Here is a 14,413-nt window from a genome sequence, read left to right as displayed (position 1 = left end):
CTACTGTGGCGTGTACCTAGCGCTAGCGTTCGCCCTCCACCAGCCGGTCCAGCGCATCCAGGACGGGGTGGCCTTCCCACTGCGCGCGGGGAAGAAGCTCCTCGACCCGCCGGGCGTAGAATTCCGCGGTCACCGTGTCCCCGGAGTCCAGGCTGACTTGCAGTCCCGTCAACAGCGCCCGCGCGGATTCCTCGCCGTCGCCCGCGGCCAGATACCCGTTCGCCGCCGTCTCGACGTGGGCTAGCGCCAGCGAGTCGCGTGCCGACGAGTAGTAGATGAATGCGAGGTCGTCGTGCCAGTCGGCGAGGTCCCAGTGGTTAGTGGCGTCGATGAGGGCGCGGGAGCGGTTCATCAGCGACTCCGCGGCCTCGAGTGCGGTGTCGAGATCCAGAGCCGAACTTCCCGCACTCCCAGGAATCGCCGCTGCGTTGATCTGTGACCTGGCGGCCTGGCGATAGGACTTCGCAGCGCCCCGAAAATCGCCGAGACGCTGCAGGTGTTCGCCGTGGTCGACCAGCAGCGCCACACTGCGGGCCTCATCGCCGGCCAAGCCCGCGGCGGCAGCTGCGATGGAAAAGGCAGCGTCGGTGCGCTCCTCATCGTCGGTGAGCGTCGACCAGTGGGCGACAGGCTCTGCGAAGCGCAGGGCCTGCTCGGGGCTATCCAAGTCCAGCAGGCTGCGGGCGAGAATCAGTTGGATGTCCATTCGCATGGGGCACAGTGGCATGGAGTCCGCGGACTCGAGTGCCGAGTGCGCTACCTCGGCCGCCTCGGCGAATTCACCCGCAGAATTTAGCAGTGCGGCGAGCAAACGCACGCTGCGCAGCACGCCGACAGTGAGATCCAATTCGAGCCCAGCCTTGACAATCGGGCGCAGCTGCCGGATTGCCTCCGCGTCTTCGCCGGCCTCCAAGGACAGGTAGGCCAGGAATTGACGGGCCTCGATGGTCGTGGTCACCGGCTCCGACTGCGGGGCGCTTGCGACCTCGGCGGCAATTCGTGCGGCCGTGCGTAGTTCGCCGCGGCCGTGGGCGAGCTGGGCTGCCAGCAGCTTCCGGTCGTCGTGGCCGCTGCGCTTCGGCGCCCACCGGGAGGTCCACTCGGATAGCTTCTGCGCAATGTCGGGGCGCCGGGCCAGCGAAGCTGCGGCTCCCGCGACGGCTGCGGACAACACGTAGTGATACGCCTGAGCTGGGTCGGGGGAAACGGCGACGATGTCGTCGGCAAGCGAAACCAGCTCGGGGACGTCCGCGCCCGTGGGACGGGCGCCTGTGAGAATATCGCCCGGGTTCGCATCGATGAAGGCCTCCGCCTCGGCGAAGGCCATGTAGGAGCGCGCGTGTAAAATCGCGGGGTAGATGCCCGAGTGTTCGGCCCAGGCGAGCCACTCGGCGCGGGCGGTCGCGGCCTCGTCGACCAGCTCGAGCTGGTCCGCTACGGCATGGCGCAGAGCATAGAACTCGCCGATGTTATCCGCGTCCGAGGCAGGGGAGTCCTCCAGCCAGAAGTTTCGGGCAAAGGCACTGACAGCGCGCCAGCTCGAGACATGGTCCAGGCTCGCCCCGGCGGCACGGGAAAACCGCAGGAGCTCGCCGAGGGATTCTGGGACCGGCTGCGGCTGCCGGTCGGGGTAACGGGGCGCTATAGGCAGCGGCGCCGCGTCCGCCCTAGCTACCGCGCTGCCGCCGAGCACATCGTCTCGGACGCTAGGAGCCCCGGATGTTCCGGGTGCTTCGGGGGCCTGCGGCCACGCGTCATCTTCAATATCCCACCACGCCATCAGACCATCTTCGGCCACGCTCCGCCCGGTATGCAAAACGGGCGGAAGCGAACGTTACTGGGAGCGGGCCTCCGCTAGAAGAGTGTGGACTTCGTCGTGAAGCGGGTGGGTGGGGGCGATTAGCTCGTCGATGCGGGCGACGTAGTTCTCGGCCGCATTCGCGTCGTGCGCGCCCGCGGCCGCGCGAACCGCGACTGCCAGCACGCGAGCGGCGTCGGAAGGGGCGTGGACCTCGAGGAACAGACTCGCCGCGTTGTTTGCGAAGCCGTAGACCCCGGTGTCGTCCCAATCGGCCCAGCGCAGCAGCGCCATGGACTCGTGCCACTTCGCGCTTTCCCAAGTGTCGGCGACCAGCTCGCGCGAACGCTCCATCAAGTGCGCGGCGATCGCGCCGTCCGCCCCCGCGTTGGTCAGCTCCAGGGCGGCGTTCATAAGGGTCTCCGCAGGGCTTTCCGACGCCGCGTACTGGGACCTCAAATCGGCCAGGGCATCGAAGAGCACCGCGGAGTGCTGCATGTCGTCCAGCTCCAGAGAAGACGTGGCGGCAATAGCGCAGGCGGCGTCGGTGCGCAGGTAATCCGGAGTGTTCTCGGACCAGGCGGCAATGGACTCCGCCAGCGGCTGAGCTGCAGCGAAGTCCCCGACGGCGAAGTGCTCGGTTGCGGTCAGCAGCGCAATGTCCATGGTGATGTCGCACTTAGGGAAGCCGTGGGCTGCGTCGTGGGCCCTCTGCGCGATGGCGAGTAGCTCCTCGTGGCTGGGGCCGGAGATTGAACCAATCGAGTCAATCTCGCCCATGTCCCGGACCGCGAGTACGTGGTCCAGATCCAGCTCGTGAGCGTCGGCGACGACTACGTTGTTGGACAACATGCGGAAAGCGGTGTCGCTGTTTCCGGTCTCCACCGAGTAACTAGCTAGGTTACTGCGCAGCGAGATACCTGCGATAACCGAGCGCTCGCCGATGGCCTTGAGCTGCGAGGCGCATAGCCGGGCGGCCTGGACCACGTTGCCCTCGCTGTGGAGGAATGCGGCTTCCATCAGCGTCTTGGCCAGGAGGATACGCTCCGACTGCTCGGAGTTCGGCAGCTTTCGGATGAGCTGCTGAAGATCTTCTGCCAGGTCAGCGCGACGTACTCTCATCAGCGCTTTTTCGACTCGGAACAGCGCATCAATCAGCGCGGCCCGCTTGGAATAGCGGCGCTGGCTCTTTTCGGCTGGATCGCTGAGACGGCCGGTCTCCACCACGTCCGAGGCCAGAATCAGGTCGCGGTAGGAGTGAATCTCGCGGCGCATGCGGGAGATGAGGGGAATCTCGGACTCCGCAGCAGCGGAGGAGGGGCCGTATGCAATGAAGCTGACGTAGCGTTCCGCCTCGTCCTCAGCGAGGCGCGCTCGCGCCCGCCAGTACTCCGCCACATCGTCGTGGTCGGAGGCCCACACCATCCAGCTCATCGCGGCGTCGTGCGCACTGCGGTTATCGCCCAGGGCCTCGGCGACCTCACGGACCAGGCGGTAGAACGCACCGTAGGATTCCTCGGCTCCCGCCTGCTCCGGGGAACCGAACAGCTCAGTGTCGTAGAAGTGGTGTGCGAACACCGATTCGAGGCGGCGCGCGGTGAGCGAATCATCAGCGCTGGTTGCCTCGGCATGAGCTGCTACCAGCTGTGGCAGTTGAGGGCCTTGTCCGTCCTGAGCCACTGCAGATACCTCTCCGATGTGCGAATCCGGCGCGCCCAGAGGGGAGCGAAGGCGAACGAAATAGCGAGGCCTTGCCAATTTGAGGGCGCACCTTATGGGATGGGGCCGAGTCTACCTTGACCCTGTGCATTTTTGTTGTGTCTTAGGTTCCCCACAATAGAGCAAAAATTCCGCTAGTGGAAACGACTTTCATTCACGGATTTTGGGGTGATCGTGGCCTACGTCGCAGATGCAGATATGCTTAATCCTTATAACACCGAGTTAGAGCCAGCAACAATGGCCGAGCTAATACAGCGGCCACATTATCGTGCGAATAGGCGGTTACTAAGAGATTATGTTGTCCATTGTCGATCTCCGCGGACAGACTCCCACCACAGCAACTCTGCGCCGAGCTTTGCCGCGCGGTGCTGCCGACGTCGATTCGATGATTCCCACCGTGAAGCCGGTGGTGGATGATGTCGCCGCTCGTGGAGCGCAGGCTGCAATGGAGTACTCCGAAAAGTTCGACCGCATTCGCCCGCAGTCGCTGAAGGTGCCTGCCGACGTCATTGACGCCGCAGCCGCCAACCTTGCCCCTGAAGTTCGCGACGCTCTGGAACAGTCAATTGCGCGGGTCCGTAAATTCCACGCGGCGCAGAAGCCGTCCGATCAGGCGGTCGAGATTCTCCCCGGCGGAACCGTCCGGGAGAAGTGGATTCCGGTGGCCAGGGTCGGCCTGTACGTGCCGGGTGGTAACGCCGTCTACCCGTCGTCGGTTCTGATGAACGTTATCCCAGCGCAGGAAGCCGGCGTGGACTCCCTGGTGGTGGCCTCGCCGCCGCAGGCAGACCACGGTGGTTGGCCGCACCCGACAATCCTGGCGGCCTGCAAGCTGCTCGGTGTCGAGGAGGTGTGGGCTGTCGGTGGTGCTCAGGCCGTGGCGCTTTTGTCCTACGGCGATGAGTCCGAGGGGCTAGAGCCCGTCGACATGGTTACAGGGCCGGGCAATATCTTCGTCACCGCCGCCAAGCGCCTGTGTCGTTCGGTCGTCGGTATCGACTCCGAGGCGGGTCCGACCGAGATTGCCATCCTCGCCGATAACTCAGCCGACCCGGTCTCCGTCGCGTACGACCTGATCTCCCAGGCGGAGCACGATGTCATGGCGGCCAGCGTCCTCATCACCGATGACGCCGATTTCGCCGCCGCCGTCGACCGTGAGGTTGAAAACCGCTACAGCGTCACCCTGAACTCCGATCGCGTCCGCGAGGCCCTAACCGGCCAGCAGTCCGGCATAGTCCTGGTTGACGACATGAGCGTAGGTGTCACCGTCGCCGACGCTTACGCCGCCGAGCACCTCGAAGTCCACACTGCAGACTCGAGGGCGGTGGCAGACCGCATCCGCAACGCCGGCGCCATCTTCGTAGGCCGTTTCTCGCCGGTGCCGCTGGGCGACTACTCTGCGGGCTCAAACCACGTGTTGCCGACCTCCGGCACCGCGCGGCACTCGTCCGGCCTGTCCACGCACACCTTCCTCAAGTCGGTCCACGTTGTCGACTACAGTGAGGCCGCGCTGAAAGAAGTGGCAGATAGCGTCGTCGTGCTGGCCGATGAGGAGCGCTTGCCCGCCCACGGCGAGGCGATTCGCGCACGTTTCGAAGGGATGGATAAGTAAATGAGCAACCCCGATGCGAATGCAAGCGGCGTCGGCAAGCTGCGGTTGGCGGACCTGCCCCTGCGCGAGGAGCTGCGCGGTGAGGAGGCCTACGGTGCGCCCCAGCTGGACGTCGACGTGCGCCTCAATACCAACGAGAACCCCTACTCGCCGTCGGACGCGCTGATTAAAGAGCTGGTGGCGACGGTGGAGAAAGTCGCCAGTGACCTGAATCGCTACCCGGACCGCGATGCCGTAGAGCTGCGCCGCGCGCTCGCCGAGTACATGACCTGGCAGACCGGCGTGCAGATTGATACAGATCAGGTGTGGGCCGCCAATGGCTCCAACGAGATTTTGCAGCAGCTGCTCCAGGCCTTCGGCGGCCCGGGGCGCAGCGCCATGGGGTTTGTGCCCAGCTACTCCATGCACCCGATTCTCTCCTCGGGCACGCAGACGGAATTCATCGGCATTGATCGCAACCCAGAGACCTTCGAAATCGACCTGGATGTCGCGCTGGCCGCAATCGAGAAGCATCGCCCGGACGTCATCTTCGTGACAACTCCGAACAATCCCACCGGTAACCTCACAGGCATCGACGCGCTGCGCCAGATTGCCGAGGCCGCGCCCGGCATCGTTATCGTCGATGAGGCCTATGCTGAGTTCACCGACGAGCCCTCGGCTGTGACCCTGTTGGACGAGTTCCCCGCAAAGCTGGTCGTCTCCCGTACCATGAGCAAGGCATTCGACTTCGCGGGCGGTCGCCTCGGCTACTTCGTGGCAAATCCGGCATTCATCGACGCGGTCATGTTGGTTCGCCTGCCGTACCACCTCTCTACGCTGACGCAGGCCGCCGCCACCGTGGCCCTGCGCCACTCGTCCGAGACGCTCTCCACAGTCTCTGCGCTTGCCGACGAACGCGGCCGCGTCGTAGCTTCTCTGCACGAATACGGCTATGACGTAATCGACTCGCATTCCAACTTCGTGTTCTTCGGTGGCTTTGACGACGCTGCTGCCGCGTGGCGTGAATTCCTGGATCGGGGAGTGCTGATTCGCGACGTCGGCGTGGAAGGTCGCCTGCGCACGACCATCGGTCTGTCCAGCGAAAATGATGCGTTCCTCGCGGCGGCGAAGGATATCGCGGAGCGCCAGGCCGGACTGGGTGGGCAATAACCAAACGCAGAAGACCCCGACTACAGCACGACGAGGATTACGAGGAGTAACCCCACAATGAATTTCAGCGACACGGACCACCTCGAGGTTGAACAGCCTAAGCGCGTCGGACGCGTTGAGCGCGCCACGAAGGAGTCGAGCATCGTCTGCACTGTCGATCTCGACGGCACGGGCAAGACCGATATTTCCACCGGATTGCCCTTCTTCGACCATATGCTGACGGCCTTCGGCTCCCACGGCAGCTTTGACCTGACGGTTCACGCCAACGGAGATACCGACGTCGACGCCCATCACACTGTCGAGGACACCGGTATCGTGCTCGGTCAGGCTTTCGCGGACGCTCTCGGAGACAAGTCCGGCATCCGCCGCTTCGGCGATTCCTTCATCCCAATGGACGAGACCCTCGCGCAGGCGGTGGTGGACGTCTCCGGGCGGCCGTATTTCGTGGCCAAGGGCGAGCCAGATCAGATGCTCACGGCGGTCATCGGCGGGCATTACCCGACGGTTATCAACGAGCATTTCTTCGAATCTTTTGCGCTCAACGCCCGGATTGCGCTGCATGTTCGCTGCCTCTACGGCCGCGATCCGCACCATATCACCGAGGCCGAGTACAAGGCCGTCGCCCGGGCGCTGCGAGTCGCCTGTGAGGACGATCCCCGTGTCTCCGGGATCCCCTCCACTAAGGGAACGCTGTAGCTGAACGCTTCTTAATTTGGGTGCTAACTGGAGTTTTAGGGTTTTCGATGGTACCAACGACAGAGGAAGTGCTTCACGCGCAGGCGTCTACGGGCGTCACGCTGGGCACCTATTTTTTGTTCATTGTCGCTGGCGTTCTCGTCGGCGGGGCATGGTCGCTGTATAAAGTCGGCTCGCGGGTCGGAACTTTAGTTGTTGGCCTCCTCGCCGTAATCGCGCTTGCCGGCGCTGTGTTGTGGTTATTAGGAGTGATGGGTTAATGGTGTCCCGGGTGATGGACCGCAAGCAGCTGAATCAGCTGGACAGCATGTGGAAAGCACCCGGTCTCATACCCACCCTTATCGCAGTGATGGCCGCCTTCGGTGGCTGGTCGCTGCTCATGCCGGTCATTCCACAGGCCATCCTTGACGATGGCCGCGGCACCTCTCTCGCAGGTGCCTACACCGGTGTGTTCATGGCCGCGACCGTTTTGACCCAGACTCAGACACCGCGCATGTGCCGCCGCCTCGGCTATGGCCTCACCATGCTCATTTCGGGGCTGTTCCTCGGCTTGCCGACGATCCTCCACGTCTTTGGCACCTCGGCGGGCCTGGTCCTCGGAATCGCGGTGCTTCGTGGCATGGGCTTCGGTGCCCTGACTGTGGCGGAATCGGCCCTGATTGCGGAGCTGGTTCCCGTGAAGTTCCTCGGCAAGGCCTCCGGTGCGCTGGGCGTGGCCGTGGGGCTATCCGAGCTGCTATTCCTCCCGCTCGGCCTCATTATCGCCGATGAGCTGGGCTCCTACGCCCCGGTCTACATTCTAGGTGCCGCGATTTCGGTCATTGGCTCGGTGATGGCGCTGTTCATCCCGAAGATTAAGCCCGCGCCGAAGCAGGGCAAGGGAGGCAAGGAAAACGTCGGCGAGCCAGTCCCGGGGTCCGCAGCATCGCAGCCGAGCCCGGTGGCGCACGTGGCGACTTGGAAGCTGGTCGCAATCCCGGCAGTGGCAATCTGCACGATCGCTATGGGCTTCGGTGGCGTATCGGCCTTCCTGGCTCCCGCGGCAGGCGAGGTCGACCCGGTCTCCGGAGCCGTTGTGGCGGGCCTGTCCCTGTCGGTTCTCGGCGGGGCGCAGATGGTATTCCGCTACTTCGCGGGCATCTACGCGGATCGTCGCTCCCGTGCCGGCGACCTAATCGTGCCCGCCATGGTAAGCGGGTTCTTCGGCCTGGCGATGATGTCCGCAGTCGTATTCTTCGGCTTCTCCGCGTGGCTGCTGCTGGCTGCCGCGGCGTTCTACGGCGCGGGCTTTGGCATGGCCCAAAACGAGGCGTTGCTGCTGATGTTCGCCCGCCTTCCACGCGAGCGTACCGCTGAGGCGAGCGCGTTTTGGAACATGGCCTTTGACTCGGGTACCGGCATCGGTTCGTTCGTCCTCGGCGCTGTCGCCGCGGCCGCGCTGAAGCCTTACCCGGCGGTATTCGCTTTCGCAGCGGCACTGGTCGCAGTAGGCCTGATCGGCGCCGTGCTGGACCAGGTCGTCGGCAAGCACCGCGTGTCGGAGTACCACAACACCCGCGCGACTCTGCGCAAGCTCGGCGGTGCGGTCAGGCGCCGCACCCCGGAGGCTGCTGTGCGTGCAGCGCGTCCGGCTAAGAATGCGGTAACGCGCCTGGCCTCGAAGGAGAAGAGGGCGCAGGCGCGGCAAGTGCGCCAGGAAAAGCGCCAGTAGCTCGGCTCGCAGGCCGGTTCCCGGCGACGTCTAATCGGTCGGAGTGACTCCGAGCTCGGCCAGGAGTCCGCGGACCGCGGCCTCGGTGTCATCGATGATCTGATTTAGCTGTTCATCGCTGGCGCTGTCCGGGTCTGAGATATCCCAAGTGACGTAGCGATCTCCCGGGACTGCTGGGGTTTCCTCGATTCCCATGAGTACAACAACATCGGCGCGGTGTGACACGCGCGGAGTGATTGGTGCGTGCATCAGCTGTGAGGTGTCCAGTCCGCGATCGCGAAGAACCCGCAGGACCTGCTGGTTGATGCCTTCTTCGGGGTGCAACCCGACGCTGCGGACGAATAGCTGCTCTCGGGCGAGGTGCTGTGTCAGGGCGGCTGCGATCTGGCAGCGACCCGAACCGCGACGATCCGCGAAGAGGATTTCCTTCCTCGGGGCGGTCGAAGCGCCGCTTGCCGCAGATGCCTTAATCCGCTCGGCAGTCTCGCGCTCGGCGAGCACAGGGAGGAAGGTGGTGACCTTGGCGCCGGCGGAGATCTCGTCGATGACCTGATCGAGAATGCTATCGACTACTTCGGTGCCGCAGAGCTGGTCGTAGTGGCGGTGGAGGTCCTCTCGGACAATTGAGAACTGGCGGTCGAGAAGGGTTGGGGCGGTCATGGGGAGCCTTTCAGATAACTCAATTATGCCCACATAATTAACGTGGAGTTAACCTAAAGTTTACCAAATGTCGCGGAGAATCACTTTTGATCGGTGACATAAACGCTAGGGGTGGAGAATATGGAGGGGCAGGTGGAGTTGTGGGAAATCGACCGCCTAAAATTCCGAGATATGAAAGATGCCTCTTCCGCAGTGAATGGACCCACCGTCGCAATTCTCGACTACGGTTCTGGAAACCTCCGCTCCGCGCAGCGGGCAGTATCGTCGACTGGAGCCGACGTTATTGTCACGGCAGATCCGGACGTTGTTATCAACGCCGACGGTCTGCTCGTCCCAGGCGTTGGGGCGTATGCCGCCTGTATGGAGGGGCTGCGCAAAGTACAGGGACCGCGTCTCATTGGCTCCCGCCTGGCGGGTGGGCGCCCGGTGATGGGCATCTGCGTTGGCATGCAGGTTCTCTTTGACCGCGGCGTCGAATACGCCGAGGGAATTCACGGGGCAGAGATTTCCGCCACGGGAACACCCGGATGCGGAGAGTGGCCGGGCACCGTCGAGAGGCTGGAGGCGAAAATCCTGCCCCACATGGGCTGGAACACCGTTGACGTGCCGGAGGGCTCGAAGATGTTCGCCGGCCTGGAGCAGGAGCGCTTTTACTTTGTGCATTCCTACGGCGTGCGCCGCTGGGAGTTGAAGGCGGAATCGCGCATCGCGGCTCCGTTGGTGACTTGGGCTCAGCACGAATCGGACAGGTTCGTCGCTGCGGTCGAAAATGGTCCGCTCTGGGCGACGCAGTTCCACCCCGAGAAGTCAGGAGAGGCCGGACTGCGCCTGCTCCAAAACTGGGTGAATACCCTGTAGCGCCGTAGCGGACATCTATACTGAAATACCTAGCCTGTTCCCAGGCCGCGGTTCGTCGGCAATTTCGTATTAATTTGTCGGGAACCGGCGGATACTTTAAAGAGCTTGATAGAGAGTAGTGCCCCATGAGTTTGACCCTGCTGCCCGCTGTTGATGTCGCCGATGGTCAGGCGGTGCGCCTGGTGCAGGGCGCCGCCGGCTCAGAGACCTCCTACGGTGCCCCGCTGGAGGCCGCGCTCAACTGGCAGAATGCCGGTGCAGAGTGGGTTCACCTGGTGGATTTGGACGCCGCTTTCGGGCGCGGCTCCAACTACGAGCTGCTTGCCGATGTCATCGGCAAGCTCGACGTCAATGTGGAGCTCTCCGGTGGCATTCGTGACACCGAGTCTCTCGAGGCAGCGCTGGCGACCGGATGCAAGCGTGTGAATATCGGCACCGCCGCCCTGGAGAATCCCGAGTGGTGCCGCGAGGTTATCGCCTCCTACGGCGACCGCGTCGCAATCGGCCTGGACGTTCGCAACGAGGAGGGGCAGTGGCGCCTTCGTGGCCGCGGCTGGGTCTCCGACGGTGGCGACCTGTGGGAAGTCCTGGAGCGCCTGGACTCGCAGGGTGCGTCGCGCTTCGTCGTGACCGATGTGTCCAAGGACGGCACCCTGCAGGGGCCGAATGTTGACTTGCTGCGCGATGTCGCTGCGGCTACCGAGGCGCCCATCGTCGCGTCGGGAGGCATCAGCAGCCTCGATGACATTGCTGCGATCAAGGAGCTGGTGGTTGACGGTGTTGACTCCGCTATTGTCGGCAAGGCGCTCTACGCCGGTCGCTTCACTCTTGAAGAAGCATTGGCAATCGCTCGTTAGCCCGAAGGCAACCGCGAGGTAAAAAAGGAACCCGAGGTCAGTCCATGGAAGCGCTGGAACCACGTGCGATGCTCGCTATCGCTGAGGCCGCTCTCGATGAAGTCGAGGGGCTGTTTGCTGAGCATGTGGGGTCGGAACCCGTCATCACCAAGGCCCGCGGTGACTTCGCCACGGAAGCGGATTTGGCGATTGAGACAAAGCTGCGCCAAATCCTCACCATGTATTCAGGTCTTCCGGTCTACGGCGAGGAGTTTGGTGGCAAGGTCCCCGAGCAGCACACCGCCTGGGTCATAGATCCGATTGACGGCACTACCAATTACGCGGCTGGGTTCCCGCTGTGTGCGATGCTCCTGACGCTGATGCGCCAGGGCGAGCCCATCGTGGGAATCACATCGATGCCCCTGCTGCGCCGTCGCGTGACCGCTGCGAAAGGTAGCGGAACGTACGTCAATGGCCACAGGGTTTCGATGAACGCTGAGTCCGGCCGACCGGTTTCCATCGCATTTGGCTCGGTGATTGCCCGCTCCGACGGCACGTTTCCTCGCGACTGGAGGCAGCTGCTTCTATCGAAGGTAGGGGAGCGCTACCCGACGATCCGGATTACCGGCTCCGTCGGTGTCGACTTGGGGTCCACTGCGATGGGGGCCTTTGGAGGTACCGTGACGTTCTCCCCACATGTGTGGGATAACGCGGCCGGCGTTCTCCAGATTGCGGAAGCCGGCGGAATCGTGACGGATTTGCAGGGTAAGCCGTGGAGGCATGACTCCCTTGGGGTCCTCGCCGGAACGGAAGACGTGCATGCCTCCCTTCTGTCCATCATCGAGGGGCTGGACCATCCCACGACGTTTAGGCGGTAAAAGAAGTCCCGCCGGGAAAGTTTTTCGTCGACCATCGATCTGTATTTTGCATTATTTTCTTTAAAACTTTAGGAGCCAATTCCCATGTCTGTCGCAGTTCGCGTTATCCCTTGCCTGGATGTCAACAACGGGCGCGTCGTCAAGGGCGTCAATTTTGAAAACCTCCGCGATGCGGGCGACCCCGTCGAGCTCGCTCGCCGCTACGGGGAGGCAGGCGCCGACGAGTTGACCTTCCTGGATGTCACTGCGTCGAAGGATGGGCGTGGAACCATGTTGGACGTCGTTAAGCGCACGGCGAGTGAGGTTTTCATTCCGCTGACTGTTGGCGGCGGTGTGCGCAGCGTGGAGGATGTCGACCAGCTGCTGCGTGCGGGGGCTGACAAGGTCAGCGTCAACACTTCGGCTATCGCGCGACCGGAGCTGCTCAGCGAGCTGTCCCGACGATTCGGTGCGCAGTGCGTGGTCCTGTCCGTGGATGCCCGGCGAGTTCCGGCGGGGGAGAAGCCGCAGCCCTCGGGCTTTGAGGTGACAACGCACGGAGGCTCGCGCTCGGCGGGAATTGACGCTGTGGAGTGGGCCCGACGCGGCGAGGAGCTGGGCGTCGGCGAAATTTTGCTGAACTCCATGGACGGTGACGGGACAAAAGACGGCTTCGATTTGGAGCTCATCGAGAAGGTGCGCGCGGCTGTGGACGTCCCCGTGATTGCCTCCGGCGGCGCTGGCTGCGCAGACCACTTCCCTCCTGCTGTGCGAGCTGGAGCGGATGCGGTACTCGCGGCATCGATTTTCCATTTCGGTGAAGTCAGCATCGCCGAGGTTAAGGAGGAAATGGCACGCGAGGGAATTGAGGTCCGCAAATGAGTGCAGCAGAATTAGCGCCGGGAGCGAAGGAACACGGCGCAGGCGATGACCCGACAGCCTACGAGCTGCCCAAGAGTATCGCTGACGTTGCAAAATTCAATGCTGACGGCTTGATTCCCGCAATCGTTCAGGAGTCGGGCTCCGGTCGAGTTCTGATGATGGCGTGGATGGATTCCCATGCGCTGGCCTACACGATCGCCACCAAGCGCGGCACCTACTGGTCGCGCTCGCGCCGCGAATACTGGATCAAGGGGCTGACCAGCGGCCACTTCCAGAAGGTCACCTCGCTGGCTCTGGACTGTGATGGAGACACGGTGCTGATGGAGGTCGTTCAGTCTGGTGCCGCGTGCCACACTGGAGCTCACTCCTGCTTCGACGTGCACCCGGTCTTTTAGATACAAGCGGCAACAGCGATTCTGTCGAAAACGATTTGTGGCCAAAATGATTGTGGTTTCCTAGGGGAATGAACGCAACACCGATTCAATCCCCAGAAGAAACCCGAGCCAGAGAAGCTCGAGCGCAGAAGGACAACTTCGCGGGCCTGAGACTCGCCGAGTACCCCTCGGAAGGCGCAATCGCCAAGGTCACGGCCTGGTCGGCGCGCATGATGTCCAAGCTGCCGGAACCAGTTTTGGGACTTGCCGGACGGCCCAGCAACGCCCGCGGCTACCGCCTCGACGCTCAGGTAGCGGCCTCCCTGCGGGCGCTGGCCGTGATGGCGCCGGTGGATATCGTCGATGTCCCGCCTACGAAGGGCCGCGTCATTATCGACCGCGAGGCTCGCCTGGGCGCGGGGCCGAGGGTTGAGGTTGAGCATGTACTGGAGCACGAGATTGCCGGTGTGCGCGTGCGCCACTACCGGCCCGAGGGTGTTAACCTCTCCGATGAGCTCGCGACGGTGGTGTATTTCCACGGTGGCGGCTGGACGCTCGGCTCGCTAGATAGCCACGACAACACCTGCCGCTATCTCTGTGCGCAAGCGGGTGTCGCGGTGGTCTCCGTCGATTACCGGCTCGCTCCGGAAAACCCCTTCCCGTCGGGACTCGAGGACTGTGAGGCCGTCGTCAAGGAAATCCTGGGTGGGCGAGTGGGCGGCACCGATCCCAACGCAGTAGTGGTGGCGGGGGACAGCGCGGGTGGAAACCTTGCCGCGGCGGTGTGTCTGAAGCTGCGCGATGCCGGCGAGCGGCTGCCCATTTTGCAGATGCTCTTCGTCCCGACACTGGATCTTGCCAACTACGACGAGTCGGGGCCGCTGACCGATAGTGCTCGCGAGTTTGCCCGTGGTCTCTTCCTCACCGCCGAGCACATGAAGTGGTATGCCGATCAATACTGCGCCAGCTGGTCCGACCGCAGCAATCCCTATGCTTCGCCTTTGCTTGCCGACGACCTTGCCGGCCTGCCGCCTGCCTTTATCACGGTGGCGGGGTTCGACCCTCTGCGCGACGAGGGAGAGGCGTACGCGGCGCGGCTGAGGGACGCGGGCAACCGGGTGAGCTTGCGCGTGAACGAGGGGCTTGTGCACCCGTTCGTGAATTCCTTCGGTATTTGGGATGCGGCCCGCGCAGCGCTGGACGAGGCTGTGGGAGCGCTGCGCATGGAGCTCGGCTGGGGTTAATCGCTACGTTGACGTGA

General features: G+C 63.4%; 14 protein-coding genes. 11 read left to right on the top strand and 3 right to left on the bottom strand.

Translation table 11 applies throughout. The features are described 5' to 3' along the window. Positions 1 to 22: 22 nt before the first annotated feature. Both CLAC_RS07495 and CLAC_RS07490 read right to left on the bottom strand, forming a co-directional pair. Positions 23 to 1,798 (bottom strand): tetratricopeptide repeat protein, encoded by a 1,776-nt coding sequence (locus tag CLAC_RS07495; RefSeq protein WP_053412374.1) that lies wholly within the window; start codon positions 1,796 to 1,798, stop codon positions 23 to 25. 36 nt (positions 1,799 to 1,834) lie between these two features. After that, positions 1,835 to 3,556: a hypothetical protein gene (locus CLAC_RS07490; RefSeq protein ID WP_245621831.1), complete on the bottom strand. Its 1,722-nt coding sequence runs from the start codon at positions 3,554 to 3,556 to the stop codon at positions 1,835 to 1,837. 256 nt (positions 3,557 to 3,812) lie between these two features. On the opposite strand from CLAC_RS07490, the gene hisD reads away from it, so the two are divergent. The 5 genes from hisD to CLAC_RS07465 are packed head-to-tail and all read left to right on the top strand — an operon-like array spanning position 3,813 to position 8,685. After that, the gene (gene hisD, locus CLAC_RS07485) at positions 3,813 to 5,129 is read left to right on the top strand and encodes a histidinol dehydrogenase (RefSeq protein WP_053412373.1); all 1,317 of its coding nucleotides are present in this window, start codon (positions 3,813 to 3,815) and stop codon (positions 5,127 to 5,129) included. Further along, a complete protein-coding gene (locus CLAC_RS07480; protein ID WP_053412372.1) occupies positions 5,130 to 6,278 on the top strand; it encodes a histidinol-phosphate transaminase in 1,149 nt (382 codons plus the stop codon). It abuts the gene before it with no gap. A 57-nt stretch (positions 6,279 to 6,335) separates the two neighbouring features. Then, positions 6,336 to 6,974, top strand: coding sequence for an imidazoleglycerol-phosphate dehydratase HisB (hisB, locus tag CLAC_RS07475; protein WP_053412371.1), 639 nt, complete (start codon positions 6,336 to 6,338; stop codon positions 6,972 to 6,974). Between the two features lie 47 nt (positions 6,975 to 7,021). Further along, entirely contained in the window at positions 7,022 to 7,234 is a 213-nt protein-coding gene (locus CLAC_RS07470; protein ID WP_053412370.1) for a hypothetical protein, read from the top strand. Continuing rightward, on the top strand, positions 7,234 to 8,685 hold the full coding sequence (locus CLAC_RS07465; protein ID WP_053412369.1) for an MFS transporter: 1,452 nt from the start codon (positions 7,234 to 7,236) through the stop codon (positions 8,683 to 8,685). The genes CLAC_RS07470 and CLAC_RS07465 overlap by 1 nt, the downstream gene beginning before the upstream one ends. A gap of 30 nt (positions 8,686 to 8,715) precedes the next feature. Here CLAC_RS07465 and CLAC_RS07460 read toward each other — a convergent pair whose 3' ends face one another. Then, entirely contained in the window at positions 8,716 to 9,345 is a 630-nt protein-coding gene (locus CLAC_RS07460; protein WP_053412368.1) for an arsenate-mycothiol transferase ArsC, read from the bottom strand. Positions 9,346 to 9,516: 171 nt separating this feature from the next. Between CLAC_RS07460 and hisH the strand changes: the two genes are divergently transcribed. The 6 genes from hisH (at position 9,517) to CLAC_RS07430 (ending at position 14,396) form a co-directional block, all read left to right on the top strand. Then, a complete protein-coding gene (hisH, locus tag CLAC_RS07455; RefSeq protein WP_053413342.1) occupies positions 9,517 to 10,203 on the top strand; it encodes an imidazole glycerol phosphate synthase subunit HisH in 687 nt (228 codons plus the stop codon). A 125-nt stretch (positions 10,204 to 10,328) separates the two neighbouring features. Beyond that, positions 10,329 to 11,060, top strand: a complete 732-nt coding sequence (gene priA, locus CLAC_RS07450; RefSeq protein WP_053412367.1) for a bifunctional 1-(5-phosphoribosyl)-5-((5-phosphoribosylamino)methylideneamino)imidazole-4-carboxamide isomerase/phosphoribosylanthranilate isomerase PriA — start codon at positions 10,329 to 10,331, stop codon at positions 11,058 to 11,060. A gap of 44 nt (positions 11,061 to 11,104) precedes the next feature. After that, the gene (locus CLAC_RS07445) at positions 11,105 to 11,917 is read left to right on the top strand and encodes an inositol monophosphatase family protein (RefSeq protein WP_053412366.1); all 813 of its coding nucleotides are present in this window, start codon (positions 11,105 to 11,107) and stop codon (positions 11,915 to 11,917) included. Positions 11,918 to 12,001: 84 nt separating this feature from the next. Beyond that, positions 12,002 to 12,778: an imidazole glycerol phosphate synthase subunit HisF gene (gene hisF, locus CLAC_RS07440; RefSeq protein WP_053412365.1), complete on the top strand. Its 777-nt coding sequence runs from the start codon at positions 12,002 to 12,004 to the stop codon at positions 12,776 to 12,778. Further along, entirely contained in the window at positions 12,775 to 13,173 is a 399-nt protein-coding gene (hisI, locus tag CLAC_RS07435) for a phosphoribosyl-AMP cyclohydrolase (protein ID WP_053412364.1), read from the top strand. The genes hisF and hisI overlap by 4 nt, the downstream gene beginning before the upstream one ends. 68 nt (positions 13,174 to 13,241) lie before the next feature. After that, positions 13,242 to 14,396 (top strand): alpha/beta hydrolase, encoded by a 1,155-nt coding sequence (locus CLAC_RS07430; RefSeq protein ID WP_245621830.1) that lies wholly within the window; start codon positions 13,242 to 13,244, stop codon positions 14,394 to 14,396. The last annotated feature ends 17 nt before the right edge of the window (positions 14,397 to 14,413 follow it).

It is taken from the genome of Corynebacterium lactis RW2-5 (genome assembly GCF_001274895.1).
Taxonomy (GTDB): domain Bacteria; phylum Actinomycetota; class Actinomycetes; order Mycobacteriales; family Mycobacteriaceae; genus Corynebacterium; species Corynebacterium lactis.
This window is presented reverse-complemented; position numbering and strand designations above follow the sequence as displayed.

What these genes read in the sequence shown, in the direction of transcription:
- hisF (WP_053412365.1), top strand. Translation starts at nt 12,002, where the DNA reads ATGTCTGTCGCAGTTCGCGTTATCCCTTGCCTGGATGTCAACAACGGG.
- hisI (WP_053412364.1), top strand. Translation starts at nt 12,775, where the DNA reads ATGAGTGCAGCAGAATTAGCGCCGGGAGCGAAGGAACACGGCGCAGGC.
- CLAC_RS07430 (WP_245621830.1), top strand. Translation starts at nt 13,242, where the DNA reads ATGAACGCAACACCGATTCAATCCCCAGAAGAAACCCGAGCCAGAGAA.
- CLAC_RS07480 (WP_053412372.1), top strand. Translation starts at nt 5,130, where the DNA reads ATGAGCAACCCCGATGCGAATGCAAGCGGCGTCGGCAAGCTGCGGTTG.
- CLAC_RS07465 (WP_053412369.1), top strand. Translation starts at nt 7,234, where the DNA reads ATGGTGTCCCGGGTGATGGACCGCAAGCAGCTGAATCAGCTGGACAGC.
- CLAC_RS07445 (WP_053412366.1), top strand. Translation starts at nt 11,105, where the DNA reads ATGGAAGCGCTGGAACCACGTGCGATGCTCGCTATCGCTGAGGCCGCT.
- CLAC_RS07460 (WP_053412368.1), bottom strand. Translation starts at nt 9,345, where the DNA reads ATGACCGCCCCAACCCTTCTCGACCGCCAGTTCTCAATTGTCCGAGAG.
- hisD (WP_053412373.1), top strand. Translation starts at nt 3,813, where the DNA reads ATGTTGTCCATTGTCGATCTCCGCGGACAGACTCCCACCACAGCAACT.
- hisB (WP_053412371.1), top strand. Translation starts at nt 6,336, where the DNA reads ATGAATTTCAGCGACACGGACCACCTCGAGGTTGAACAGCCTAAGCGC.
- CLAC_RS07470 (WP_053412370.1), top strand. Translation starts at nt 7,022, where the DNA reads ATGGTACCAACGACAGAGGAAGTGCTTCACGCGCAGGCGTCTACGGGC.
- priA (WP_053412367.1), top strand. Translation starts at nt 10,329, where the DNA reads ATGAGTTTGACCCTGCTGCCCGCTGTTGATGTCGCCGATGGTCAGGCG.
- hisH (WP_053413342.1), top strand. Translation starts at nt 9,517, where the DNA reads ATGAAAGATGCCTCTTCCGCAGTGAATGGACCCACCGTCGCAATTCTC.